Consider the following 24,268-nt stretch of genomic DNA (forward strand, 5'->3'; position numbering starts at 1 on the left):
GACTGAGTGCGGCCGCGCGTGCCCGGCTCGGCGTTTCAGCCGTGGGTGACGGGCTCGGCGTCCGAGCCGGCCGCGGCGGCGTGCCCGGGCCCCGGCTCCTCGGGCAGCCGGGTGCGCCCGAGTAGTAGGAAGACGATGGTGAGCGCCAGCATCGCCCCGAACGGGAAGGCGAGCCAGGTGGCCGGGCCCCACAGCTCCATCGCGCTCGGCAGGGTGCTGTTGTCGGGGAGCGAGGCGGCCAGGTGCTGGGGATCCGGTGGGCCCTGTGCCAGCCCCACCCAGCGCATCGTCCACGCACCGAGCAGGGAGCCGAGCAGGACCGTGACCAGCATGACCAGTTCCGAGCCGGCAGCGATGAGGGCCGCGAGCAGCCCCAGGACGAGCCCGGCGGCGGCCGCGATGACGACGTACCAGCCGGTGGCGTCGAACTGCGCCTGCTGCCCGGTCTCCCACGGCGAGGGATACCAGGTGTGGTCGATCACGACGCCCGTCGCCGGGTCCCAGATCTCCGCCCACAGATATCCGCAGGCCGCCCCGACCGCGGTGAAGACGAGGAGGACCAGCACGGTGCGCACGAGCATTCGGCGCCGGGTGCGGTTCATCCGGTCAGGCATCCCGGCCCCAAGAGTGCCTTGAGATCGGCGAACAGAGCCGGGCTGGGTGTCACCCGCAGCCGGTCGTCGAGCCGCATCACCCGCGTCGACTCACGGGTCTTGAGCCGGAGCCTCACCTCGGTCATGCCGGGGTGGGTGTCGAGGATGTCGCGCAACTGAGCCACCATCGGTGGGGTGCACCGGGTGGAGGGCAGACTGATCTCCACCGGACCGCTCGGACCGTCGGTGAGGTCGGGTGCCGACACCTCCTGGCCGCGGAGCTGGGGCTGGTCCCGCTCCTTGTCGAGGACACCCCTCACCTTGAGGATGGCGTCCTCCATCAGCAGCGGCGCCGCCAACTGGTAGGAGCTCGGGAAGAGCAGCACCTCGATCGCACCCTCGAGGTCCTCCAGCACGATCGTCGCCCAGGGGTCGCCCTTCTTGGTGATCTTGCGCTGCACCGAGGTGACCAGTCCACAGACCGTGACGGTGCCGCCGCCGGGGCGATCCTCGTCGGTCATCAGTTGACCGATGGTCGCGTCGGCGGCGTTGGCCAGCACGTGCTCCAGACCGTAGAGCGGGTGGTCGGAGACATAGAGGCCGAGCATGTCGCGCTCATGCGCCAGCAGGGTGGTCTTGTCCCACTCGTCGAGGTCGTCCGGCACCGTCACCGTCACTCCGAAGCCGGAGCCGTCGGACTCCTCCAGACCCCCGAACAGGGAATCCTGGCCGATGGCCTCGTTCTTCTTGATGTCGGTGTACTGGTCGATCGCGGTCTCGTGGACGGCGACCAGCCCGCGCCGCTTGTGCTTCATCTCATCGAACGCGCCGGCCTTGATCAGCGAGTCGACCACGCGCTTGCTGCACACGTGTGCCGGCACCTTGGCAAGGAAGTCGTTGAAATCGGTGTAGCGGCCCTTCGCCTCGCGGGCCGAGACGATCCCGTCGACGACGTTGGTGCCGACGTTGCGCACAGCACCCAGCCCGAAGCGGATGTCGTTGCCGACCGGCGTGAAGTTGTTCTGCGACTCGTTGACGTCCGGCGGGAGCACCTGGATCTTCAGGCGCCGGCACTCGTTGAGGTAGAGCGCCGACTTGTCCTTGTCATCGCCCACCGAGGTGAGCACGGCCGCCATGTACTCCTGCGGATAGTTGGCCTTGAGGTAGGCGGTCCAGTAGGAGACGAGCCCATAGGCCGCCGAGTGGGCCTTGTTGAAGGCGTAGTCGGAGAACGGCAGCAGGATCTCCCACAGCGTCTTCACCGCGGCCATCGAGTATCCGCGCTCCTGCATGCCCGAGCTGAAGGTCTCGAACTGCTTGTCCAGCTCGGCCTTCTTCTTCTTGCCCATCGCACGGCGGAGCAGGTCGGCCTGGCCCAGGCTGTACCCGGCGAGCTTCTGCGCGATCGCCATCACCTGCTCCTGGTAGACGATCAGCCCGAAGGTGTCACCCAGGATGTCTTCCAGCGGCTCGGCCAGCTCGGGGTGGATCGGCTCGACCGCCTCCTTGCCGGTCTTACGGCGGGCGTACTTGTTGTGCGAGTCGGCGCCCATCGGCCCGGGACGATAGAGCGCGCCGACCGCGGAGATGTCCTCGAAGTTGTCGGGCTGCATGGAGCGGAGCAGGGCACGCATCGGGCCGCCGTCGAGCTGGAAGACGCCCAGCGTGTCGCCCCGCTGGAGCAACTGATAGGTCGCCGGGTCGTCGAGGGTGAGGTCCTCGAGCACGACCTTCTCGCCGCGGTTGATCTCGACGTTGATCAGGGCGTCCTGGAGGATCGTGAGGTTGCGCAGCCCCAGGAAGTCCATCTTGATCAGCCCGAGGGTCTCGCAGGTCGGGTAGTCGAACTGCGTGATCATCGCCCCGTCGGCGGGACGCTTGAGCATCGGGATGACGTCGATGATCGGGTCGCTGGACATGATCACACCGGCCGCGTGCACGCCCCACTGCCGCTTCAGGCCCTCGATACCGATCGCGGTGTCGACCACGCGGCGCACGTCGACATCCGCGTCGTAGAGCTGACGGAACTCGCCTGCCTCGGAGTATCGGCCATGCTCTGGGTCGAAGATCTTGGGCAGCGGGATGTCCTTGCCCATCACCGCCGGCGGCATCGCCTTGGTGATCTTGTCGCCCATGGCGAAGGGGTAGCCGAGGATCCGGCTGGAGTCCTTGACCGCCTGCTTGGACTTGATGGTGCCGTAGGTGACGATGTAGCTCACCCGGTCCTCGCCGTACTTGTCGGTGACGTACCTGATCACCTCGGAGCGACGCCGGTCGTCGAAGTCGATGTCGAAGTCGGGCATCGAGACCCGGTCGGGGTTGAGGAAGCGCTCGAAGATCAGGCCGTGCTTGAGCGGGTCGAGGTCGGTGATCCGCATCGCGTAGGCGACCATCGACCCCGCACCGGAGCCGCGGCCGGGGCCCACCCGGATGCCGTTGTCCTTGGCCCAGTTGATGAAGTCGGCCACCACCAGGAAGTAGCCGGCGAAGCCCATCTTGGTGATGATGCCCAGCTCGTACTCGGCCTGTTTGCGCACCTCATCGGACACCCCGCCGGGGTAGCGGAAGGCCAGACCGGTCTCGACCTCCTTGACCAGCCAGGAGTCCTCGTTCTCCCCCTCGGGGCAGGGGAATCGCGGCATGTACTTGCCGATGCCCTCGGAGAACTCGACCTGGCACCGCTCGGCGATCAGGAGGGTGTTGTCGCAGGCCTCCCGGAGGTCGTACTTGTCCTGCCACAGGGCACGCATCTCGGCCGCCGACTTCAGGTAGTAGCCGTCGCCGTTGAAGGCGAACCGCTGCCCCGGACCATCACCCGCGGGGATGTCCATCGTCGAGCCTGAGTTGATGCACAGGAGGTGCTCCTGGGACTTCGCGTCCTCCTGCCGGACGTAGTGCGAGTCGTTGGTGGCCAGGAACGGGATCTGTAGGTCGCGACCGAGCCGGATCAGGTCCTGTCGGACCCTGGTCTCGATGTCGAGACCGTGGTCCATCAGCTCGAGGAAGTAGTTGTCCTTGCCCAGGATGTCCTGGAACTCGCCCGCGACGCTGCGGGCCGCCTCGTAGTTGCCGTGGCGCAGGTGGACCTGGACCTCACCGGAGGGGCAGCCCGTCGTCCCGATGATCCCGGCGCCGTGCTGGGCCAACAGCTCCCGGTCCATCCGAGGCTTCTTGAAGTAGCCGTCGCGCCACGAGCCCGTGGTGAGCCGGAAGAGGTTGTGCATCCCCTCCGTGCTCTCGCTCAGCAGGGTCATGTGCGTGTAGGCACCCCGCGCCGAGACGTCGTCGGAGCCGCCCTTGTAGAAGTTGACGCCCTTGCGCTCGAAGCGGGAGATGTTGGGCGTGAAGTAGGCCTCGATGCCGATGATCGGCTTGACCCCGGCGGCCTTCGCCTTGGAGTAGAACTCATAGGCGCCGAAGGTGTTGCCGTGATCGGTCATCGCCACCGCGGGCATGCCGAGCTCCGCCGCGCGCTCGGCCAGGTCACCGAGCCGGGCCGCGCCGTCCAACATGGAGTACTCCGTGTGGACGTGGAGGTGGACGAACTGGTCCTGCGAGCCGGCCGACATCGGTGGCGAGCACTCCCCTCGGGTCTGAATGGCATCGAACGAGAACTAGGGCGGTCACGCCTGCCGTGGAGCCCTGGGGAAGGGCTTCAGACTACGCGAACCGGAGTCCCGATCCTTGCAGACGCCACCGACAGTCCTGGGCCGGGGGCATCGGGCCTCCGCGACGATGTGAGCGATCCGTCGCCCTCGGTCACGGCCTCCACTCCAGGTGGATGTCGGGGGCCCTCTCCTCGTTCTCCGAACCGTCCGTGCGGGTGACCTCGACGAGGCCGTGCCGGGCGTAGAAGGCTCGTGCGGGGAGGTTCGACTCGAAGACCCACAGGCCGAATCCGTCCGGACGCAGGGCCTTGACCAGGTCGAGGAGCATCCCTCCCACACCGCTGCGCTGAGCGGCGGGCTCGACGTAGAGCCCGTCCAGCCAGGTGCGGGTGAACAACGCGAAGCCTGCGACCCGGCCTCCGGTCTCGACGAGCCAGGCCTCGTGCTCGCCGTCCGCGAGCCGCGCCGCGAACCAAGAGCGGTCCTCTGCGTTGGTGTGCAGTGCCGCCGGCATGGACGGTACGGCGGCCGCCCGGGTGGCCGAGTACAGATCCGCGATGCCGACGACGTCCGCGGGCCCGGCTGCTCGCAGCTGAAGGTCCCCGGGATCTCCGGCCGCGGTGTGCCGGGTCAGCCGGGTGGGCTCAGTGGGCTTCACGGATGATGTCGAGCGCACCCTGCAGGTCGTCGGGGTACGTCGAGCGGTAGGTCACGTGGTCACCGGTGTCAGGGTGCTCGAAACCGAGCTCGACGGCATGGAGCCATTGCCGCTCCAGCCCCACCCGGCGGGCCAGGGTGGGGTCGGCACCGTAGGTCAGATCCCCGAGGCAGGGGTGCTTGAGCGCACTCATGTGCACTCGGATCTGGTGGGTCCGGCCGGTCTCGAGATGGATCTCGAGCAGGCTGGCGAACCGGTGTGCCTCGAGAGTCTCGTAGTGAGTCACGCTGTGCCGACCGTCGGCACGGACCGCGAACTTGTAGTCGTATTTGGGGTTGCGACCGATGGGTGCGTCGACGGTGCCCTTGAGCGGATCGGGGTATCCCTGGACCAGCGCGTGGTAGGTCTTGTCGACGGTGCGGTAGCGGAAGGCGTTCTTGAGCACGGAGTAGGAGTGCTCGGACTTCGCGATCACCATGACACCCGAGGTACCGACGTCCAGGCGCTGCACGATGCCCTCGCGCTCCCGGGCTCCGCTGGTGGAGATCCGGAACCCGGCGCCCGCCAGGTGCCCGACGACCGTCGGACCGCTCCACCCCGGACTGGGGTGGACGGCGACGCCGACCGGCTTGTCGATCACGACGATGGCGTCGTCGTCGTGGATGATCTTGATCCCCTCGACGATCTCCGGGACCACCTCCAGCGGGTCCACGACGGCGGGGATGGTCACCTCGAGCATGCTGCCGGGGACGACCCGCTCGCTCTTGCTCACACCCTCGCCGTCGATCAGCACGTGTCCCTCGGTGACGAGTTCGGCCGCTCGGGTCCGGGAGAACCCGAACATCCGTGCCAGTGCCGCGTCGACCCGCTCGCCCGCCATCCCGTCCGGCACGAGCAGGGTACGTCGCTCGACCTCGGTCGTCACTCCGCCACCTCGCCGGTGGTGTGCTCCCGGGTGCCGTCGATCCCCACACCCCGGAATGCCTGCAGGATGATCGCGATCACCCCGGCCGTGATGCACATGTCGGCGACGTTGAAGACCGGCCAGTTCGGCAGCATCAGGAAGTCGATGACGTGACCGTGGAACGCACTGGGCGGCTGGATCAGCCGATCCATCAGGTTGCCGGTGATGCCGGCCAGGAGAAGCCCCAGCCCGATCGCCCACAGCAGCGACCCGACCCGTCGCGAGATCCACAGCACGACACCTGTCGCCACGATCGCCAGGCAGGTGATGTACGGCGTCAGCTCGGTGCCGGTGCTGAAGGCCGCGCCCGGGTTGTGGGTCAGGTTGAGCTGGAGCAGTTCGCCCACGACCTCGACGGGGGGCTCCCCGTCCAGTCGGTCCAGGGCGATCGCCTTGGTGATCTGGTCAAGGGCCAGCCCCGCCGCCGCCACCAGGGCGAAGACCAGCCACAGCCCCAAGGAACGGGGCCTCCGGGTCGCGGACCTGTCGGGTGCTTCGTCGCTCAGCGACGTTCCTCGCGCTGCTTGCATGTCATGCACAGTGTCGCACGGGGGAAGGCCATCAGGCGCATCTTCCCGATCGGTTGACCACACGACTCGCACACGCCGTAGGTGCCGTGGTCGATCCGACCCAGAGCACGCTCGATCTGGGCCAGCTTGTCACGCTCGCTGCTCACCACGGTGAGCTCGTGATCGCGCTCGAAGCTGGTGGCTCCCATGTCGGCCTGGTCATGGCCGGCTCCGTCCCCGGAGTCCTTCATCAGCCCGGAGAGCTCTGCCTCCTGGGCGGTGAGGAAGGCCAGGCTGTGACCCTGTTGTTCCCTCAGCTCCGCGATGACCTCCGCGAGCTCCTCCTCGGTCCACGGATCCTCGCCGTCCACCACCACCAGCGCTTGGGCTTCGATCTGGGACACCGCTGCCTTTTTCGCCACGACGCTCGCTTTCTCGAATGAAGGTTGGATGAGGGTAGCGGCACCGGGGGAACTACTCAATCGACCGCGCCGGGTTCTGGACAGGTTCTGGGCACGTACTGGGCACGTTTTCGTGCAGTCGGGTGCCCGGCCGTTCCTCACCGCGACGGCGAACGACGAAGCCGGTCGGCCCCAGGGGGACCGACCGGCTTCGCGAAAGCGGATGTGGAGAGGCCTCAGCCCTCGTCCTCGCCCAGGATCGAGCGGAGCCGCTTGGGCGCCGGAGCGACGTCGGCGTTCGGCGAGGAGGGCTCCTCACCGGAGCTGTTGAGCGACTCCAGTTGCTGGGTGAAGTAGCTCTTGAGCCGCGAACGGTACTCGCGCTCGAAGTTGCGCAGCGTGTCCACCTCGGTGGTCAGCGCGTCCTTCTCCCGCTCGAGGTCGCCGAAGAGCTGCTGGCGGCGCTCAGCGGTCTCGGAGTCGAGCATCTGCGCGCGGGTGCGGGCATCGGACTCGAGGCGGTCGGCCTTGGTCTTCGCCTCGGACTCGAGCCGCTCCGCCTTGGTACGGGCCTCGCCGACGATCTTGTCGGCGTCGTTCTTGGCGCCCTCGACGACCTCATCGGCGTTGCGGGTCGCGATCTCGAGCAGTCGGGCAGCGGCGTTGGACGCCTGCGAGACGGTCTCGACACGGATCGTCTCCACGCCACCGCCGGCGGCCTGAGCAGCCGGAGCCGGGGCGGGCGCCGGGGTCGGCGCTGCGACCGGAGCCGGGGTGGGAGCCGCCGCCGGTGCCGGCTTGACGGCACCACTACCGGCACTCTGCGCCGCGGAGAGCTTCGACCGCAGGTCGTCGTTCTCCTTCGTGAGACGCGCGAGCTCTGCCTCGACCTCGTCCAGGAACTGGTCGACCTCACCCATGTCGTAGCCCTCGCGAAGGCGGACGGGAGTGAATCGCTTGTTGCTCACGTCCTCAGGCGTCAGCGGCATGACCTCACCCATTCATAGTTCGATTGACGTTGAGAAGTCTGATCGTTGTTGCGTTGGTGCACGTCGAACTCTAGACCCGGATCGCCCAGGGACCGACATGGGGCGCTGCCCCGCGAGACCGCGGGAGGGTCAGAGCCCGAACACGGTGCTGTTGACCTGCACCAGGATGTAGGCCCCCAGCAACACGATCAAGAAGCTGAGGTCCAAGGAGATCTGCCCCAGGCGGAGCGGCGGGATGACCCGGCGCAGCGCCTTGATCGGGGGGTCGGTCGTCGAGTAGACGGCCTCCAGGATCACCAGCAGGACGCCGCTCGGGGTCCAGGAGCGGGCGAAGACCTGCACCCAGTCGACCACGAACCGGATCCACAAGAGCGCGATGAACACCATCAAGGCGATGTGGATCACGAGTCCGACGACCTGCATGAGATGAACCCTACGGAGTGGCTGGTGAGGTGCTGCCCCCGGGTCGGCACCGCAACACTCGGCGGATCCGATCCCGACGTGGATCAGCTCTGGTTGAAGAAGCCGCCCTCGGCGATCCGCGCCTTGTCCTCGGCGGCCACCGACACGTTGGGAGGACTGAGCAGGAAGACCTTGTGGGTGATCCGCTCGATGTCTCCGCGGGTGGCGAAGGTCAGCCCGGCCGCGAAGTCGACCAGACGCTTGGCGTCGCTGTCGACCATCTCGGAGAGGTTCATGATCACCGGGGTGCCCTCGCGGTAGTTCTCACCGACCGCACGCGCCTCGTTGTAGGTGGTCGGGTGGAGGGTGACGATCCGGGACAGCTCGGCAACGGTCGACACCGGCTGCGAGCGTCGCCGCTCGGCCAGGTCGGCCACCGGCGCCGGAGCAGGCCGCGACGGGGCCACCGGCTCTCGGGTCGGGGCCTGGTTGCCCTGGTTGGGCTGGTTGGTCTGGTCATCGATCTGGTCGAACCGACCCGTGTCCTCGAGCAGGCCGAGGTACTCGCCGATCCTGCGCATCGCGCCGCTCATGACAGGGTGCCTTTCCATGTGGCCGTCCGGTCATTCGGACGGGCTGAAACTGTTCTGGACATTAGCCGACCGGTGGCCTCGAACCGAGGACCGCGGAACCGATGCGAACGTGTGTCGCACCAGCCGCCACGGCCTGCTCGAGATCACCGCTCATCCCGGCCGAGAGGACCTCGGCGCGGGGGTGTTCGAGAAGGAACGCCGCCCGGATCTCCGCGAGCCGGTCGAAGGACTCACGGGGCTCCTCCCCCAGTGGTGCCACGGCCATCAGGCCCCGCAACGAGAGCCCCTCGGTGCTTGCCGCGGCGGCAGCGAGCTGCGCCAACTCCTCCGGCGGTACGCCGGCACGGTGCTCGCGTCCCGGCGGGTCGAGGCTGACCTGGAGGAGCACGTCGAGGGTGATCCCTCGCGCCAGGGCTCCCTTGGCCAGGCGCGGCAGCAATTGGGCCCGGTCCACCGACTCGACGAGGTCCGCATAGGACGCGACCGCGGCGGCCTTGTTGGACTGGAGCCCGCCGATGAAGTGCCAGGACAGATCGAGGTCGCTGACCTCGGCCGCCTTGGCCTGCGCTTCCTGGTGACGATTCTCACCGACCTCGCGGACGCCCAGGTCAGCGAGGATGCGGACGTCTGAGGCCGGGAAGAACTTGGTCACCACCACCAGTTCGACCTCCCCCGGGGGACGGCCGGCGGCCCGCTCGGCCGCCGCGATCCGGGCACGCACCTCGGCTAGCCCGGCGGCGATCTCCTCATGCCTGCTCACCGCTCACCTCCCCGGATGCGGATGACGCCGGCCTGCCGACCGGCCTGCTCGCCGTCACGGCGGTAGGAGTAGAGCGACTCCGACTCCAGGGTGCACCCGGCCACCGACTCCACCCGGACCGCCTCGCCCTCCAGTTGGGCGCGCACGCCCGCGCCGAGGTCCAGGCTCGGTGTGCCCCACCGGGTGGTGGCCCGAGCCGCCGGCAGCTGTGCCGCGACCTCGTCGCACAACGTCTGCGGCACCTCGTAACAGCCGCCACACACGTGCGGACCGATCCACGCGTGGATGGTGGTGGCACCGAACTCGCGCATCCGCGCCACGGTGGCGGGCACAACACCTCTGACCATCCCCTGCCGGCCGGCGTGGGCCGCGCCGACGACGCCCGCCCCCGGGTCGGCCAGGAGCACCGGCACGCAGTCCGCGGCACGCACCATCAGCACCACGTCCGGCTCGTCGGTGACGATGCCGTCGCACTCGGGTCGCACCCCCGGCTCGGCCACCGCGACCTCCCGGCCGTGGACCTGATAGAGGTCGGCCAGCGCGGCACCCGGGGCGAAGTCCGCGAGCAACAGCTCGTGGTTCTTGGCCTTGGCCGCGTCGTCGTCGCCCCCCGAGACAGCGAGGTTCAACTCGCTCCAGGGGGGTGCGCTGACGCCGTCGTGCCGGTCGGTGAAGGCCAGATCGACGGAGCCGAGTGTGGCGCGGAAGTGATACACGGTGTGGAGACCTACTTGAGGAAGTCCGGGACGTCCAGGTCGTCCTCGTCGGTGGGCAGAGCCGGGGCGACCGGCCGCTGGGCCGGACGCTGCGCCTGCTGCTCGGAGGGGTGGGGGTGGCTCAGCTGCTGCTGTTGCGGCTGGCTCTGCTGCGGGGCGTACTGCGGAGCGGGCTGCTGCGGCGCAGGCTGTGCGGGAGGGGCCGCGGGTGCCGGCTGGTACTGGACCGGCCCGCCGGCAGGACGCTCATCGCGACGAGCGGTGGCGGCCGCGAGGGCCTCCCGGTTGTCGGGAGCTGCGGCCGACCTGGCCGCCTCGGGCCGCAACTGACCGGCGCCCCGCTCGGCACGCTTGGGCATACCGCCGTCGAAGCCGGCCGCGATCACCGTCACCCGCACCTCGTCGCCGAGCGCGTCGTCGATGATGGTGCCGAAGATGATGTTGGCGTCGGGGTGCACCGCATCGGCCACCATCGCGGCCGCGGAGTTGATCTCGAAGATGCCGAGGTCCGAGCCGCCGGCGATGGAGAGGAGTACGCCGTGCGCCCCCTCGATGCTGGCCTCGAGCAGCGGACTGGAGACCGCCATCTCGGCGGCACCGATGGCCCGGTCCTCGCCGCGGGCCGAGCCGATGCCCATCAGAGCGGAGCCGGCGTTGCTCATCACGGCCTTGACGTCGGCGAAGTCGACGTTGATCAGGCCGGGGGTGGTGATCAGGTCGGTGATGCCGGAGACACCCTGCAGCAGGACCTGGTCGGCCTGCTTGAAGGCGTCCAGCACGCTGACGTTGCGATCGCTGATCGACAGCAGCCGGTCGTTGGGGATCACGATGAGGGTGTCGACCTCCTCGCGGAGTCGCTCGATGCCCTCCTCGGCCGACCCGGCCCGACGGCGTCCCTCGAAGGAGAACGGACGGGTGACCACACCTATGGTCAGCGCCCCGAGGCTCCGGGCGATCCGGGCGACCACTGGCGCACCACCGGTGCCGGTACCACCGCCCTCACCCGCGGTGACGAAGACCATGTCGGCCCCCTTGATCACCTCTTCGATCTCCTCGGCGTGATCCTCAGCGGCCTTGCCGCCCACGTCGGGGTTGGCGCCCGCGCCGAGGCCACGGGTCAGCTCGCGACCGATGTCCAGCTTGACGTCGGCGTCGCTCATCAGCAGCGCCTGCGCGTCGGTGTTGATGGCGATGAACTCAACGCCCTTCAACCCGACCTCGATCATCCGGTTGACGGCGTTCACCCCGCCGCCACCAATGCCGACGACCTTGATGATCGCCAGGTAGTTCTGTGCAGCTCCCACGGTGCTCGCCCTTTCGGATGGTGGTGCAGTTGTCTCGCGGTGGTGCCTTGCTCGGTCTGCCCGAGGAATCCCTGAACCTTGACCCTCAACCTGAGGGTTATAGTTATGTCAACCTCGTCACGCGGAAGACATTAGGGGTCGCGACCCCGACGATCGGGAAGACACGCGGCGCGTGTCGCGCAGATCTGGCAGACCCGGCGTGATCCGCGTCTCGACCGGGACCGCAGGTCAGCCGGACGTGGTGGGCTGGCCCGGCACCGAGACGTCGTAGACGGCGGCATCCTGCTTCAGCAGGGCCGCGAGCACCTCGCCCTTCTGCTCCGAGTCGGTCGCACTCCCCCACACGACACTGCGATCGTCGTCGAGGGCCAACGTGATCTGGTCGACCGACTCGACCTCGATCCGCTGCACCATCGGTGCGACCGTCTCCGGCAACGAGGACACCACCTCGGCGGCCTCGGCCAGGGCGTCGGAGTCGGTGCCGGGCGGGGTGACCACCACCGGCAGGCCCTCCGGAGCCCGCTTGTAGTCGAGGAACAGGACGCCCTCGTCATCCAGCGCGCGGGTCCGCTGCCCGATGTGCACCACCGCGACGGGTTGCCGCTCAACGACCTCGATCCGGACCTGGTCCGGCCACTGCCGGCTCACGTCCGCCTCGTCCACCTCCGCCAGCGCGGCCACCCGCGCACGCGCCCGATCCAGGTCGACGTCGATCAGTGGGCCGCCGGTCGGTACGCCGGCGGCGCGGCGTACCTGCTGCTCGGTGAGCTCCTGGGTGCCGACCACGTCGACACCATCGACCGAGAGCCACGAGGAGAACCACAGCGCCCAGACGGCACCGCCGGCCAGCGCCGCGAGGATCAGCACGACCACGACGTAGCGCCACGTCCGCCAACGACGGCGCCACTGTCGCCGCGCGAACGCCTTGCGCTGGTCGCGCACCGCGGTCTGCTGCGCCTCCTCGATCAACGGGGCCTTCCCTCCTCGCTCCCGCATGCCACGGCCGCTCACCGCGACTCGCCAGCATCCTCCCCCGCATCGGCGGCCAGAAGATCCAGGACGCGCGGGCCGACCCGGGTGATGTCGCCCGCACCGAGGGTGAGGACGAGGTCTCCCGGACGCGCGCGTCGCAGGAGTTCCTGCGCCGCCTCCTCCAGCCCGGGGGCGAAGGCCACCTGCTCGCGCGGCAGCGGGACGGCGTCGGCGATCGACGCGCCGGTCACCTGAGGGTCCGGATCCTCACGCGCCAGGTAGATGTCGAGCACGACGACCTCGTCGGCCGCGCCGAGGGCGTCGGCCATCGCCGGTCCGAAGGCGCGGGTGCGCGAGACCAGGTGCGGCTGGAAGGCCACCACGACGCGCCCCTCCCCTGCGACCGAGCGAGCCGCGACCAGGTCACCGGCGATCTCCGCCGGGTGGTGCGCATAACTGTCGTAGACCCGGACGCCGGACTCCTCGCCCTTGCGCTCCATCCGTCGCCGGGTGCCGGCGAAGGACTCCAGGCCGGCCCGCAACGCCTCGAAGGGCAGCCCGAGCCGCAGGCCCACGCTCAGTGCGGCCAGGGCGTCGAGGACGTAGTGACGGCCGGGGATCTGCAAGGTGACCCGGCCCAACTCGGTGCCGCGGTCCAGGACCGTGAAGGAGGAGGTGGTGCCGACCAGTTCGACCTCGACCGCACGGATCTCGGCCTGCTCGTGGGTGCCGACGCCGATGAACTCGCGGCCGGACCCCTCGGCCACCGCTCGCAGCGCCGCGGCGCCGGGGTCGTCGACGCAGGCCACCAGGAACCCGTCGGCGTCGAGGCGCCCGACGAACTCGGTGAAGGCCGCACGGTAGGCCTCCTCGGTGCCCCACGAGTCCAGATGGTCGGCCTCGACGTTGGTCACGACCGCGGCGTGGGGCCGATAGACCAGGAAGGCGCCGTCGCTCTCGTCGGCCTCGGCGACGAAGAGGTCGCTCCCCCCGATCGCGGCATTGGTGCCGGTCTGGGCCAGTTCCCCGCCGACGGCGTAGGTCGGGTCCGCCCCGGCGGCCTGCAGCGCCATCGTGAGCAGGGACGTGGTCGTGGTCTTGCCGTGGGTGCCGGCGACCGCCAGGACGCGTTGCCCGGCCATCACCGCGGCCAGCCCGGCCGACCGGGGCAGCACCCGCAGGCCCCGCCGTACGGCCTCGAGGTACTCGGGGTTGTCCTCGCGCACCGCCGTCGAGACGACCAGGGTGTCGGCCCCCTCCACGTGAGCCGCGTCGTGCCCGACGTGCACGGTCGCCCCCAACTCGCGCAGCCGGTCCAGGGTCGGGCTGTCGGCACCGTCGCTGCCAGTGACCGGGATGCCTCGTCCGAGCATGATCCGGGCGATCGCCGAGAGGCCTGCGCCTCCGATCCCCACGAAGTGGACGTGCCCCAACCGGTCGGCCGGCAGGATCTCCTCCGGAACGGGGATCCTCACCGGTCCGCCTCCGCCTGCGCGCCGGCGCCGGTCTCGAGGATGATCCGGGCGAGTTTCTCGTCGGCATCACGCGGCACCAGAGCGGCGGCCGCCTCCCCCATCGCGGACAGACGCTGGGGGTCGTTGGCCAGAGCGGGGACGGTGCGCTCGACCCACTGGGTCGTGAAGGCCGCATCGGTGACCATCAGCGCACCCCCGGCGTCCACGACGGGCCGGGCGTTGTGCTCCTGCTCGCCGTTGCCGATCGGCAGCGGAACGAACACCGCGGGAACACCGACCGCCGCTGCCTCGGTGACGCTCGAGGCCCCGGCACGGCAGACCATCAGGTCTGCGGCGGCCAGGGCGAGATCCATCCGGTCGACGAAGTCGAGCACGCGGTACGGCGCCCCGGTCCCCTCGGGTGCGGCCACCTCGTTGCGCGGGCCGACCACGTGCAGCACCTGGACGCCGGCCTCGCCTAGCACCCGGGCCGCGCCGGTGACCGATTCGTTGAGCCGCCGTGCCCCTTGTGAGCCGCCGGTGACCACCAGGGTCGGCAGGTCGGGGTCGAGGCCGAAGAAGGCGCGCGCCTCGCTGCGGCGCTCGGCCCGGTCGAGGGTCGAGATCATCCGACGGATCGGCAGCCCGACGTACTCGGCGCCCCGCAAGCGGGTGTCGGGGATGCTGACCGCGACCCGGCGGGCCACCCGGGCACCGGCCTTGTTGGCCAGCCCGGGGACGGCGTTCTGCTCGTGGACGACGATGGGAAGGCCGCGGCGCTTCGCCGCGAGGTAGGCCGGCATCGAGACGTAGCCGCCGTACCCGACGATGACGTCGGGCCGGACCCGGTCGAACACCTCGTAGGTGGCCTTGACCGCAGCGCGGAGCTTGCCCGGCACCCGGAGGAGTTCCCCGCTCAGCGATCGCGGGAGCGGCACCGGAGGCACGAGTTCGAGCGGGTAGCCGGCCTCCGGGACGACCCGGTTCTCCAGACCGCGCGGTGTGCCCAGGCAGGTGACCTCCGTGTCGGGGGCCAGTCGGCGCAGGGCGTCGGCGGTGGCGAGCAGGGGCGAGGTGTGTCCGGCGGTACCGCCGCCGGCGAGAAGAACGCGCATCGCAGCCAAGACTATGTGGTGCCGAGGAAGCCGCGGACCCGGCTCAGGGCTTGCCGACCGGGCCCGCCGGGCGCGAGCGCTTCCGGGCGGCCAGGGCACGGGCGGCGGCCGGCTCGCGCCGGGCGAACCCGATGATCAGGCCGAGCGCGACCAGCGCCGGCAGCAGCGCCGAGCCGCCGTAGGAGACCAGCGGCAGTGGGATCCCGATCACCGGCAGGAGCGCCAGCACCATGCCGATGTTGATGATCATCTGGCCGATCAGCCAGATCACGATCCCGAAGATCGCGTAGCGGACGAACGGCTCCTCGGTGCGCAAGGCGACCCGCAGCGCGGCGTAGGCGATGGTGAGGAACAACCCGATGACCAGCAGGGTCCCGACCAGGCCCAGTTCCTCGCCGAGCACCGCGAAGATGTAGTCGGTGTGGGCCTCGGGCAGGTCTCCCCACTTCTGTTGTGAGGCCCCGATCCCCTGACCGAACCACCCGCCGGAGGAGAGCGCGAAGAGTCCGTGCGCGGGCTGCCAGCCGGAGTTGTGGTAGTCGCGGAACGGGTCGGTGAAGGAGGTGATCCGCTCCAGACGTTCACTGTCGGTGGTGGCCAGGAACAGTGCGACCACCGAGATGATCGACAGGGCCAGTCCGAACAGCCGGCCGGGAGCGCCCACCACCCACAGCATGCCCAGCATAATCGCGAACAGCACCAGGGCGGTGCCCAGGTCACGGCCGTAGACGACCAGCGCGGTCGCGGCCAGCATCCCCGGCACCACTGGCATCAGGACGTGGTGGAGCTCGTTCAGCCGCCGATCCTTGTTGGCGTAGACGGTCGCGGCCCACAGGATCAGGCCCAGCTTGGCGATCTCGGAGGGCTGGATACCCACCGGCCCCACCGCGATCCAGTTCTGGTTGCCGTTGACCTCCACGCCGATCAGGGCGACCAGGAACAGCAGCACCAGGGAGACGCCGTACGCCGGCCAGGCGATCGCCCGGATCCAGCGGATCGGCAGCCGACTGGCGACCCAGGCGCACGGGATGCCGAGGCCGACCCAGATCAGCTGGCGGGTCGCCCAGTAGTAGGAGGAGCCGTGCTTCTCGAAGCCGTCCACCGAGGACGCACTGAGCACCATCAGCACACCGATGAGCAGCAGCAGCGCCGAGGCCCCGATGAGCAGGTAGTAGGAGGTGAGCGGACGATCCATCGCCTCGCGCAGCGCGGCGAGCCAGGTGAACCGGGCGGTGGTGGGCTTCTCCGGGTTGGCCGTGGTCACCCTCGCGCCCTCCTGCTGGTCCGTGTCGCTAGCTCTGCGTGCCGATGTGGGTCCGGACCGCCGCGGCGAACGCGTCTCCCCGGGCCCCGTAGTTGGCGAACATGTCCATCGACGCGCATCCGGGCGCCAGCAGCACCGTGTCACCCGCTCGGGCGAGCTCGGCCGCCGCCGCCACGACGTGCGTCATGGGTCCACCAACTGTCGAACCAGTCTCACTGCCGCCCACGGCGATGATCGGGACATCGGGCGCGTGTCGCGCCAGAGCCTGGCGGATCACATCCTGGTCACGCCCCAGCAGGACGACGCCGCGGAGCCGACCGCGCACGGCCTCCACGAGCTCCTCGAAACGGGCACCCTTGGCCAGGCCGCCGGCCACCCAGACGACGGGGTCGTAGGCCGCGAGCGAGGCCTGGGCGGCGTGCGGGTTGGTCGCCTTGGAGTCGTCGACCCAGGTGACCCCGTCGTGCTCGGCCACCACCTCGATGCGGTGCCCGTCGGGGCGGAAGGCCCGCAGTCCGTCGCGGACGGCTGCCTGGCTCACCCCGTGCGAGCGGGCCAGGGCCGCGGCCGCGAGGGCGTTCTGGACATAGTGCGGAGCGTCGCTGGCCAGGTCACCGATGCTGCACAACTCGGCCGCGCTGTCGCGCCGCTGCGGGATGAAGGCCCGGTCGACCAGGAGATCCTCGACCACGCCCAGCATGCCGACCCCGGGCATCCCCAGGGTGAAGCCGACCGCTCGGGCGCCCTCGACCACGTCCGCCTCGCGCACGAGCTCCTCGGTGCGCGGGTCGGCGACGTTGTAGATACAGGCGCGCTGCACCTGCTCGAAGATCCGGCCCTTGTCGGCGGCGTACTCGGCCATCGAGGGATACCAGTCGAGGTGGTCCTCGGCGAGGTTGAGGACGGCCGCCGACTCGCAGCTCATCGTGGAGGTGTAGTGCAACTGGAAGCTGGAGAGCTCGACCGCGAACACGTCGTACGGCTCGGGATCCATCACCGCCTCGACGATCGGCCGCCCGACGTTGCCCACCGCGGCGGACCGGAGGCCGGCGGTGCGCAGGATGGTGTCCAGCATCTGCACGGTGGTGGTCTTGCCGTTGGTGCCGGTGACGCCGAGCCAGGCGGCGGGGTGCTCGGGGTCGCGCAGCCGCCAGGCCAGCTCCACCTCGCCCCACACGGGTACGCCGCGCGCGACCGCCTGGGCGAGCAGCGGGGCGCTCGGCTTCCAGCCCGGCGAGGTGACGACCACGTCGACGTCCTCGGGCAGGGTGGCGCTCGCGCCCTCGCCGAGCCGGACGGTGGCGCCCAGGACCTCGAGGAGTTCGGCCTGCTCGCGGCGGCCCCGGTCGCCCTCGGACTCGTCGAGGGCGGTCACGGAGGCACCGAGGTGGGTGAGGTTGTCCGCGGCGGCGAAGCCGGAGACGCCGAAGCCGGCGACCACGGCACGCACCCCCTCCCACGAGGAGTGCCGTCCGAGCGTGTCCAGATGGGGATCGGAGGACGCCATCAGATGCCTGCCACCCATTCGCCGTAGAAGATCGCCATGCCGACGCTGATGCAGATGCCCGCGATCAGCCAGAACCGGATCACCACCGTGACCTGCTCCCAGCCGAGCATCTCGAAGTGATGGTGGATGGGAGCCATCCGGAAGAGTCGCTTGCCCTTGCTCACCTTGAACCAGCCGACCTGGAGCATGACCGAGAGGGTCTCCACCACGAACAGTCCGCCGAGGATGATCAGGAGCAGTTCGGTGCGGGACAGGATCGCGAGACCGGCGAGAGCGCCACCGAGCGCGAGCGAGCCCGTGTCCCCCATGAAGATGCGGGCCGGGGAGGCGTTCCACCACAGGAAGCCGAAGCAGGCGCCGGTGATCGCCGAGGCCACGACGGCGAGGTCGAGCGGATCACGGACCTCGTAGCACTTGGGACCGGCGGCGGCGCCGCACCACTGGTTGAACTGCCAGATGTTGACCAGCGTGTAGGCGCCGAAGACCAGGATGGAGGCGCCGGTGGCCAGTCCGTCCAGGCCATCGGTGAGGTTCACGGCGTTGCTGGTGCCGGTGATGATCACCCAGATCAGCACGATCACCAGCAGGGTCGGGAGGGTCCAACTCTCGAAGTCGCGCAGGAACGAGATGTGCCGGGACGCCGGCGTCTGGCCGCGGTCGTCCTCCAGCCACGGTGAGAGCGCGAGCGCGCCGAAGACCACCGCGACCAGGGTCTGCCCGGCCATCTTGGCCTTGCTCCGCAGCCCGAGGCTGCGTTGCTTGTAGATCTTGATGAAGTCGTCGAGGAACCCGACCAGGCCGAGCCCCACGAAGAGGAAGAGCAGCAGCATCGCGGACGCCGAGGGCGGCGCCCCGGTGATCAGCTTGGCGGCGAAGTAGCCGAGGACGGCCGCGATGATGATCGCGACGCCGCCCATGGTCGGCGTACCGCGCTTGGTGTGGTGACTGGTGGGGCCGTCGTCCCGGATCTCCTGGCCGTAGCCGAGCCGGGTGAACTGCCCGATCGCGAGCCGGGTGCCGAGCAGCGAGATCAGCAGCGCAAGGCCGCCACCCAAGAGGATCGCTCTCATGTCTGCCGCGTGTGCCTCTCCTGCTGGTGCCGGTGGTCGTGGCCGAGGTCGCCGCACCCAGGGGTGCGGGCACTCGACCTCCGGCATTCTTCCCTACCCCGTGTCGGGGCGCGCGTCGCCATGCCGCTGAAGGCGTCTCAGCGTGTGAGCAATGCCTCGCGGGCGACGGTGCGGTCGTCGAAGGGATGGACGACGCCCCGCACCTCCTGGCCGGTCTCGTGCCCCTTGCCGGCGATCAGCACGATGTCCTCGGGCCCGGCGTCGCGCACCGCCCGTTGGATCGCGGCCCGGCGCCCGTCGCTGACCTCGATCACCCGGGCCCCGCCGGCGCCCGCTCGGGCACCCTCGAGCATCGCGGCCCGGATGGTCGCCGGGTCCTCGCTGCGCGGGTTGTCGTCGGTGATGAGTACGACGTCGGCCAGCCGGGCGGCGATCTCCCCCATCAGCGGCCGCTTGCCGGTGTCGCGGTCGCCCCCCGCGCCGATCACCACGAGCACGCGTCCGGAGGTCAGCGGGCGCAGGGTCCGGAGGGCGGCCTCGACCGCGTCCGGCTTGTGGGCGTAGTCGACGATCACGGTCGGCTGTTCGTCCGTGGCGTCCACGCTCACCCGCTCCAGTCGGCCCGGTACGCCGCCCGACGCCGCGATCCCCGCGGCGACCCGCGCCGGGTCGAGCCCGGCCTCCGCGCACGCGGCCACCGCGGCGAGGGTGTTGGTGACGTTGAAGTCGCCCGGCAGCGGACAGTGCGCCGCCAGCCCCTCCCCCAACCCCGGCCCGAGGATGCGGAAGTCGGACCCGTCCGGGCGCAGGGTGAGGTCGACGGCCCGCCAGTCGGCGTTCCGGCTCCACGCCTGGTCGTCGGCTCGGAGTGGGCCGGCATCGTCGGCAGCGCCGCCGGTCGGGCCGAGCGCGACCGAGAAGGTGCGCACCGGGATGGTCGCCTCCTGCGCCAGTCGTCGGCCGTGCGCGTCGTCCACGCACACCAGGCCCATCCGGGCCCGCTCAGGGGTGAACAGGGATGCCTTGGCCGCGTAGTAGTCCTCGATGTCGGTATGGAAGTCGAGATGGTCACGCCCGAGGTTGAGGAACACCGCCACGTCGAAGACGACTCCGTCCACCCGGCCCATCACCAGGGCGTGACTGGACACCTCCATGGCGCACACGTCGACGCCCTGTTCGAGCATCCGCGCGAACAGGCCGTGCAGGTCGGGAGCCTCGGGCGTGGTCAACGTCGTGGGGACGTCCTGCCCCAGCATCCGGGTGCCGACCGTGCCGATCACGCCGGCCGGGACGCCCGCCTGCTCGAGCCCGCCCTCGGCGAGGCGGGTGGTGGTCGTCTTCCCCTGGGTGCCCGTCACCCCGATCATGCGCAGGCGCTCCGCCGGAGCGCCATACACCCGGGCCGCCAGCATCCCGAGCACCGCGCGGGGGCGCTCCGTGACCAGCACCGGGATGCCGAGCTCGAGTGCGTCCGCCTGATCGGCCCCCGCGGGGTCGGTCAGCAGCGCCGTCGCACCGGCGGCGAGTGCCTGGGTCGCGTAGTCGATGCCGTGTGCCCGGCTGCCCGGGAGAGCGGCGTACAGGTCGCCCGGCAGGACCCGCTGCGAACTCAGCGACATCCCCGTCACCAGCGTCTCGGGGTCGCCGGAGAGCCTCAGATCCTCGCCGGTCAGGTCACCGAGGCGGACGGGTCGTGGATGCTCCGGTCGGGTGGCCGGATCGGCGGTACTGCTCACCGCCCGAGGCTACCCAATCGGCCCCGGACGGCCGCGCCCCGCTCCGCCGGTGCTGCCACGAGATCAGCAGTACGGCGGCGCGAGCCAGACGCGCTCGGGCTCAGCGCTGACGACCCCACGTCACGGGAAGTTGCGAGGGCTTGGTGGTGCTCGGCGCGACGCCGTACCGCTGGAGGGCGAAGCCCATCACCTTGGAGAAGACGGGGCCGGCGAGGGAGCCGCCACCGCCGCCGTTGCGGGGGTTCTGGATGGCGACGTACACGGTGAATCGGGGGTCCTCGGCGGGGGCGAAACCTGCGAAGGAGACGGTGAAGGTGCCGTCGTAGCAACCGCACTCGGGGTTGGCCCGCTGGGCGGTGCCGGTCTTGCCCGCGACCCGGTAGCCGGGCACCTGGGCGCCGGCGGCGGTCCCGGTGTCGGGGTCGACCACCCGTTCCATCATCTTCATCATCCCGTTTGCGGCGTCCTCGCTCACCACCCGGTGCTCGGTGGTCTGGTCGGTGCCGGTCTCGGTACCCTCGTCGGTGGTCGCGCTGCCCTGGATCAGGCTGGGGTCGACGCGGACGCCGCCGTTGGCGATGGTGTTGACCGCCGCGGTCATCTGGAGCGCGTTGACCGAGAGGGACTGACCGAAGTCGATCCGGTCCTCGGTGGCCGGGCTCCAGCCGCCGTTCTCGGGCAGGACCCCGGTCGATTCCCCCCTGACCCCGACGTTCGTCTTCGTCCCCAGCCCGAAGTCGGTGAGGTAGTCGTAGAGCTGGCCGTCGCGGAACTTGTTGGAGGCCAGCACCGTGCCGATGTTGGAGGACTGCGCCACCACGCCCGCCAGGGTCCAGGGCATCGTGTCGTGCTCGAACCAGTCGTGGATGGCGTTGTCGCCGCTCTGGTAGGAGTTGGGCACGGTGAGCCGCGTCCTCGGCGTGACCAGGCCGGCATCGAGTAGGGCCGAGATGGTCAGTACCTTCTGCACCGATCCGGGCTCGTAGACATCGCTCAGCGCCCGCGAGCCACGGTCCGCCTTGGGTGCCTTGCTCGGGTAGTTGGCGTCGAAGGTCGGGTCATCGGCCACGGTGAGCACCTCACCGGTGCGCGAGTCCATCACGATCGCCACCCCGGACTCGGCGTTGGCGCCCTGCACCGCCTGGCGCAGGGTGCGCTGCGCGAACCACTGCAGGTCGCGATCGACGGTCGTGCGGAGGTCCCGGCCGTCGACCGGCTCGGTGCGTGTGCTGTCACCCAGTGGGATGCGGTTCCCGCCGACCCCGCCGACCTCATACGACGCCGACCCGTCGGTGCCGGAGAGGTAGTCGTCGAAGGTCCGCTCGAATCCGGCCAGCGCCTCATCGGTGCCGAGGAAGCCCACCAGGTTGGACGCGACGTCCTCGGCGGGGTAGTCCCGGACGGGGTCGCGCTGCACGGAGAGGCCGTCGAAGCCCTGCTCACGCGCCTCGGTCAGGGTGTCCTCGGCCAGGGTGGCCGGCACCCGACGGGCGAGGTACTCGAACCGGCTGTCGTCCTCGCGGAGCTTGGTGAGGGTGGCGAAGTAGTCGATGTCGAGGCGGTTGCTCAGGAACTTCGCGATCTCGGGGGCCTGCTCGCTGGTGAGCTTCGGGTCGGCCAGGAACATCCGACCGTCGACGGAGTCGGCCAACGGCTCACCGTCGCGGTCCAGGATGTCGCCGCGCTCGGCGGGCAGGGTGATGTCGACCAGGTTCTCGGCGGCGGCCATCGCGGCGTACGAGTGCGGGTCGAAGCCCTGGAGTTGCACCAGCCGCGCCCCGAACACGGAGAGCACCATGGCGATCACCACGAACCCGATCCGGAGACGGAGGCCCGGCGAGCCGCGGCGTCCCGTGCGCCGTCCCGATGCGGTGTCCCGGCGGAGCTGGCGCACGGTCTGGGTCCTCCCCTGCTGGTCCCTGGGCGGGTGCCCGCGGGACCGAGTGTGTGACTGAAGTGATGAATGAAACCGATGTGACTGGTGGTGTTCCGATCGTCACCCACCGAGCCGGTCGTTCCGCGGCAAGCGGAGGGGCGTGTCGCGCGGCGGGTCAGCGGGCGGCGTTCCCCGGGGCCTGATTGAGCCGCTGGTTCCGGACGCTGCGCTCCGCGGCCTCGGGGGCGCCGGTGGCCGGGGTGGCCGGAACCGTGCTCCGGGCGGTGTCCGGCGAGGCGAACCGGGGCTTGTGGATCTTCGGCCACAGCCGGGGCGTGCTGCCCGCGTCAGCCGGCTCCGCCGTACCGGTGACCTTGCCCGAGGGCACCTCCAACATCGCGACGCCGGCCGGGATCACCAGCCCCTGCCGACGGGCCTTCACGGCGATCTGCTGGGGGTCACGGAGCTCCTCCAACTCCATCTCCAACGTCTGCTGCCGGGCCGCCAGCGACGTGGCCCGGTCCTCGAGCGAGGTGCCGGTGAAGGCCGCCTGCTGCATCGAGGTGTTGAAGAACAGCAGCCCGACGATGCCACCGATCAGCAGCGCGCTGACCAGCATGACGAACGGGAGCTTGGGCGCCCGCACCTTCGTCCGCGGTACGACGGCGAGGCGGGCGCGATCGAGGGCGGCCACACGGCGGCGGACCGGGGCGAGCCGCTCGGCTGGTGCACTGGACATTCGGTGACTCCTCGGGGAAGGGAGGCGGTCGGACTGCTCGGGATCGGGATGCTGGGATCGTGTTGGTCAGGTGCGGGAGGGCCGGACGCGTTCGATGGCTCGCAGACGCACCGAGGCGGCCCGCGGGTTCTGATCGATCTCGTCGCCGTCGGCCTGCTCGGCGCCACGGGTCACCAACCGGAAGGAGGCTTCGGACCCCTCGGGGACGAACGGCAGGTCGGGTGGGACGTCGGTGGCCACCGCCGCGGCGAAGGCCCGCTTGACCAGGCGGTCCTCCAGCGAGTGGTAGGACTCCACGACGACCCGGCCACCCACCTCGATCGCGTCGAGCGAGGCGGGGATGGCGCGCTCGAGAGCACCGAGCTCGTCGTTGACCTCCATCCGGAGCGCTTGGAAGGTGCGCTTGGCCGGATGCCCACCGGTGCGCCTGGCCGGCGCGGGGATCTCGGCATAGAGCAGCTCCACCAGCGGCCCGGAGGTGGTGAACGGCGTCTGCTCGCGGCGCCGCACCACGGCGGCGGCGATCTTCCGGGCGAACTTCTCCTCGCCGTAGTTGCGCAGCACGCGGGTGAGCTCGGCGGCCGGGTAGCTGTTGAGGACGTCGGCAGCGGTGGGCCCGGTGGTCGGGTCCATCCGCATGTCCAGCGGGGCGTCCTCGGCATAGGCGAAGCCGCGCTGCCGCTGGTCCAGTTGCATCGAGGAGACACCCAGGTCGAAGAGCACGGCAGCGACGGCGTCCAGCGACTGCGCACTCAGCACGTCCGGGATCTCGTCGTACACGGCGTGCACACCGGTCCAGCGCTCGCCGAAGCGGGCGAGCCGATCGCCGGCCAGGGCGAGCGCACTGGGGTCACGGTCGATCCCGATGACGCGCACGTGGGGGAAGCGGTCGAGGACGGCTTCGGAGTGGCCCCCGTGACCGGTGGTGCCGTCGATCAGGACCGGTGCCCGTCCGTCCTCGCGTGACTGTTCGAGCGCCGGCGCGAGGAGGGACACGACCCGCTCGAGAAGGACCGGGACGTGCTGCTGAGCTGCCAT

General features: G+C 70.2%; 22 protein-coding genes. All 22 read right to left on the minus strand.

The window, feature by feature from the left end; all coding sequences use genetic code 11:
* Positions 1-35 precede the first annotated feature (35 nt).
* The 22 genes from G515_RS0102130 to rsmH all read right to left on the minus strand — a co-directional run bounded on the left by G515_RS0102130 (position 36) and on the right by rsmH (position 24,268).
* Positions 36-602, minus strand: coding sequence for a hypothetical protein (locus G515_RS0102130; protein WP_169570411.1), 567 nt, complete (start codon positions 600-602; stop codon positions 36-38).
* Positions 599-4,162, minus strand: a complete 3,564-nt coding sequence (gene dnaE, locus G515_RS0102135) for a DNA polymerase III subunit alpha (RefSeq protein ID WP_028658799.1) — start codon at positions 4,160-4,162, stop codon at positions 599-601. Before dnaE ends, G515_RS0102130 begins: the two co-directional genes overlap by 4 nt.
* Positions 4,163-4,352: 190 nt before the next feature.
* The gene (locus G515_RS0102140; RefSeq protein WP_084652965.1) at positions 4,353-4,859 is read right to left on the minus strand and encodes a GNAT family N-acetyltransferase; all 507 of its coding nucleotides are present in this window, start codon (positions 4,857-4,859) and stop codon (positions 4,353-4,355) included.
* Positions 4,846-5,739 carry an RluA family pseudouridine synthase gene (locus tag G515_RS0102145; RefSeq protein WP_211220938.1) on the minus strand — a complete coding sequence of 298 codons (894 nt, stop codon included), beginning with the start codon at positions 5,737-5,739 and terminating at the stop codon, positions 4,846-4,848. The genes G515_RS0102140 and G515_RS0102145 overlap by 14 nt, the downstream gene beginning before the upstream one ends.
* 41 nt (positions 5,740-5,780) lie before the next feature.
* On the minus strand, positions 5,781-6,353 hold the full coding sequence (locus G515_RS19115) for a signal peptidase II (RefSeq protein WP_051217748.1): 573 nt from the start codon (positions 6,351-6,353) through the stop codon (positions 5,781-5,783).
* Entirely contained in the window at positions 6,326-6,736 is a 411-nt protein-coding gene (locus tag G515_RS0102155) for a TraR/DksA family transcriptional regulator (protein ID WP_028658802.1), read from the minus strand. Before G515_RS0102155 ends, G515_RS19115 begins: the two co-directional genes overlap by 28 nt.
* Positions 6,737-6,969: 233 nt before the next feature.
* Positions 6,970-7,722, minus strand: coding sequence for a DivIVA domain-containing protein (locus tag G515_RS0102160; RefSeq protein ID WP_036554052.1), 753 nt, complete (start codon positions 7,720-7,722; stop codon positions 6,970-6,972).
* Between the two features lie 129 nt (positions 7,723-7,851).
* On the minus strand, positions 7,852-8,145 hold the full coding sequence (locus G515_RS0102165; protein ID WP_028658804.1) for a YggT family protein: 294 nt from the start codon (positions 8,143-8,145) through the stop codon (positions 7,852-7,854).
* 83 nt (positions 8,146-8,228) lie between these two features.
* Entirely contained in the window at positions 8,229-8,717 is a 489-nt protein-coding gene (locus tag G515_RS0102170; protein ID WP_028658805.1) for a cell division protein SepF, read from the minus strand.
* 61 nt (positions 8,718-8,778) lie between these two features.
* Positions 8,779-9,477, minus strand: coding sequence for a YggS family pyridoxal phosphate-dependent enzyme (locus G515_RS0102175; RefSeq protein WP_028658806.1), 699 nt, complete (start codon positions 9,475-9,477; stop codon positions 8,779-8,781).
* Positions 9,474-10,193: a peptidoglycan editing factor PgeF gene (gene pgeF / locus G515_RS0102180; protein ID WP_084652967.1), complete on the minus strand. Its 720-nt coding sequence runs from the start codon at positions 10,191-10,193 to the stop codon at positions 9,474-9,476. Before pgeF ends, G515_RS0102175 begins: the two co-directional genes overlap by 4 nt.
* 11 nt (positions 10,194-10,204) lie before the next feature.
* A complete protein-coding gene (gene ftsZ, locus G515_RS0102185; protein WP_028658808.1) occupies positions 10,205-11,497 on the minus strand; it encodes a cell division protein FtsZ in 1,293 nt (430 codons plus the stop codon).
* A gap of 228 nt (positions 11,498-11,725) precedes the next feature.
* The gene (locus G515_RS0102190; RefSeq protein ID WP_028658809.1) at positions 11,726-12,508 is read right to left on the minus strand and encodes a cell division protein FtsQ/DivIB; all 783 of its coding nucleotides are present in this window, start codon (positions 12,506-12,508) and stop codon (positions 11,726-11,728) included.
* On the minus strand, positions 12,505-13,944 hold the full coding sequence (gene murC / locus G515_RS0102195; RefSeq protein WP_028658810.1) for a UDP-N-acetylmuramate--L-alanine ligase: 1,440 nt from the start codon (positions 13,942-13,944) through the stop codon (positions 12,505-12,507). The genes G515_RS0102190 and murC overlap by 4 nt, the downstream gene beginning before the upstream one ends.
* Positions 13,941-15,038, minus strand: coding sequence for an undecaprenyldiphospho-muramoylpentapeptide beta-N-acetylglucosaminyltransferase (murG, locus tag G515_RS0102200; protein WP_028658811.1), 1,098 nt, complete (start codon positions 15,036-15,038; stop codon positions 13,941-13,943). Before murG ends, murC begins: the two co-directional genes overlap by 4 nt.
* Before the next feature lie 43 nt (positions 15,039-15,081).
* Complete coding sequence (ftsW, locus tag G515_RS19120) at positions 15,082-16,302, minus strand: putative lipid II flippase FtsW (protein ID WP_051217750.1); 1,221 nt, start codon at positions 16,300-16,302, stop codon at positions 15,082-15,084.
* A gap of 28 nt (positions 16,303-16,330) precedes the next feature.
* Positions 16,331-17,827 (minus strand): UDP-N-acetylmuramoyl-L-alanine--D-glutamate ligase, encoded by a 1,497-nt coding sequence (murD, locus tag G515_RS0102210; RefSeq protein WP_157570967.1) that lies wholly within the window; start codon positions 17,825-17,827, stop codon positions 16,331-16,333.
* Positions 17,809-18,879: a phospho-N-acetylmuramoyl-pentapeptide-transferase gene (gene mraY / locus G515_RS0102215; RefSeq protein ID WP_028658813.1), complete on the minus strand. Its 1,071-nt coding sequence runs from the start codon at positions 18,877-18,879 to the stop codon at positions 17,809-17,811. Before mraY ends, murD begins: the two co-directional genes overlap by 19 nt.
* Before the next feature lie 137 nt (positions 18,880-19,016).
* Entirely contained in the window at positions 19,017-20,615 is a 1,599-nt protein-coding gene (locus G515_RS0102220) for a UDP-N-acetylmuramoyl-L-alanyl-D-glutamate--2,6-diaminopimelate ligase (RefSeq protein WP_028658814.1), read from the minus strand.
* Positions 20,616-20,715: 100 nt separating this feature from the next.
* Positions 20,716-22,509, minus strand: coding sequence for a peptidoglycan D,D-transpeptidase FtsI family protein (locus G515_RS0102225; RefSeq protein WP_036553778.1), 1,794 nt, complete (start codon positions 22,507-22,509; stop codon positions 20,716-20,718).
* 157 nt (positions 22,510-22,666) lie between these two features.
* Complete coding sequence (ftsL, locus tag G515_RS22415) at positions 22,667-23,230, minus strand: cell division protein FtsL (RefSeq protein ID WP_051217752.1); 564 nt, start codon at positions 23,228-23,230, stop codon at positions 22,667-22,669.
* 66 nt (positions 23,231-23,296) lie between these two features.
* The gene (rsmH, locus tag G515_RS0102235; protein ID WP_028658816.1) at positions 23,297-24,268 is read right to left on the minus strand and encodes a 16S rRNA (cytosine(1402)-N(4))-methyltransferase RsmH; all 972 of its coding nucleotides are present in this window, start codon (positions 24,266-24,268) and stop codon (positions 23,297-23,299) included.

The organism is Nocardioides insulae DSM 17944, assembly GCF_000422825.1.
In the GTDB taxonomy this organism is placed as follows: domain Bacteria; phylum Actinomycetota; class Actinomycetes; order Propionibacteriales; family Nocardioidaceae; genus Nocardioides; species Nocardioides insulae.

Coding starts and splice junctions, on each gene's coding strand:
- G515_RS0102170 (WP_028658805.1), bottom strand. CDS start 8,717: ATGAGCGGCGCGATGCGCAGGATCGGCGAGTACCTCGGCCTGCTCGAG.
- G515_RS19115 (WP_051217748.1), bottom strand. CDS start 6,353: ATGCAAGCAGCGCGAGGAACGTCGCTGAGCGACGAAGCACCCGACAGG.
- murG (WP_028658811.1), bottom strand. CDS start 15,038: ATGCGCGTTCTTCTCGCCGGCGGCGGTACCGCCGGACACACCTCGCCC.
- G515_RS0102165 (WP_028658804.1), bottom strand. CDS start 8,145: ATGCAGGTCGTCGGACTCGTGATCCACATCGCCTTGATGGTGTTCATC.
- dnaE (WP_028658799.1), bottom strand. CDS start 4,162: ATGTCGGCCGGCTCGCAGGACCAGTTCGTCCACCTCCACGTCCACACG.
- G515_RS0102145 (WP_211220938.1), bottom strand. CDS start 5,739: ATGGCGGGCGAGCGGGTCGACGCGGCACTGGCACGGATGTTCGGGTTC.
- G515_RS0102130 (WP_169570411.1), bottom strand. CDS start 602: ATGAACCGCACCCGGCGCCGAATGCTCGTGCGCACCGTGCTGGTCCTC.
- mraY (WP_028658813.1), bottom strand. CDS start 18,879: ATGAGAGCGATCCTCTTGGGTGGCGGCCTTGCGCTGCTGATCTCGCTG.
- rsmH (WP_028658816.1), bottom strand. CDS start 24,268: ATGGCAGCTCAGCAGCACGTCCCGGTCCTTCTCGAGCGGGTCGTGTCC.
- murD (WP_157570967.1), bottom strand. CDS start 17,827: ATGGGTGGCAGGCATCTGATGGCGTCCTCCGATCCCCATCTGGACACG.
- ftsL (WP_051217752.1), bottom strand. CDS start 23,230: ATGTCCAGTGCACCAGCCGAGCGGCTCGCCCCGGTCCGCCGCCGTGTG.
- G515_RS0102160 (WP_036554052.1), bottom strand. CDS start 7,722: ATGCCGCTGACGCCTGAGGACGTGAGCAACAAGCGATTCACTCCCGTC.